General features: G+C 63.6%; 1 protein-coding gene. It reads right to left on the bottom strand.

Annotation, left to right across the window (positions count from 1 at the left end):
• The coding region (locus EOL86_15665) for a hypothetical protein (protein ID NCD27008.1) at nt 1–761 on the bottom strand (761 nt) is incomplete at its 3' end.
• Between the last annotated feature and the right edge of the window lie 258 nt (nt 762–1,019).

The following is a 1,019-nucleotide window of genomic DNA, read 5'->3' as shown; positions in this document are numbered from 1 at the left end:
CGGCCAAAGCCATCAAAGGATTCCACGCCCATAAGCCGCAGCGTGCGCAGGTCGGACGGCAGCACCATGGCCAGGGGCGCGGGGCTGGCATTGTGGTAGCTCAGAACCAGTCGGGACGACGAAGCCGAGTCCGTGGCGTTCGACGCCGTTTCTTCGTGGACATCCAATCCGACGCCGAGAGCGCTCCAGCGATGCTCCGTGAGCACGGCCGTACCGTCCTGGCCTAGGGCGACCCGCATTTCCAGCGGCACCTGGATATTGTCAGGAGTTCCCTTGGGAGCGGTCCGCTCCAAAGCCCGACCCTTGCCTTGTTCCACGAAGAAGGCGTCAATGCCGTAGCGCACTCCGACCAATTCGTCCCGATTCTGCCACTGGTACGGCTGGACCGAGCCTTTTATGAACAGGCCCGAGGCCGGTGGGGTGAGATCGGCCAGACCGATCCGGGCCACATCCGATTCGGCGTCGACCTCCAGGGGAACGTAGATTTCAATCTCCCGGTTGTAGGATTGGCGCCGTTCCCGGTCCTGGTTCTGAGCACCCAGCTCGGCTTTCAGGGCCGGGCCGATTTTGTCGGCGGGGATGGTCGAGATGTCATAGTTCAAAACAACATAGTCGCCGCGAAACACGTCTCTGGGATCGACAGGCGTGGTGCGCAGCCAGACCGTGGGGCCGGTCGCGACGATCCATTCGCGCTGGCCGGCCATCCAGGCCAAGGCCAGAATCTGGACGAAAATGGCGGTGACAACGAGTGTGGTCCGCATGGCCTAACCCTCCATCCCGGTTGCGTGTGGGGTTATTTCAAGATGGGCCGCCCTGCGCCGCTGGCGATGATAGATGTTCGCGACGGCGAACAGGGCTCCGCCCATGGCCATGAAGACGACTCCCCGAGTCAGCAGGCTGTCGAACAGGTCCGCGAAGCGCGCGAATGTCCAGACCGCGAGCATGAGCGACCCGGACACGACCAAACCCCGGCGGGTTTCGCGGCACCCGACCCACAGCCAGGCCACGGTGTGGTAGAG

The organism is Deltaproteobacteria bacterium (genome assembly GCA_009930495.1).
Taxonomy (GTDB): Bacteria; Desulfobacterota; Desulfovibrionia; order Desulfovibrionales; family Desulfomicrobiaceae; genus Desulfomicrobium.
The sequence above is the reverse complement of the archived record's forward strand: the minus strand, read 5'-3'. Positions and strand labels throughout refer to the sequence as shown.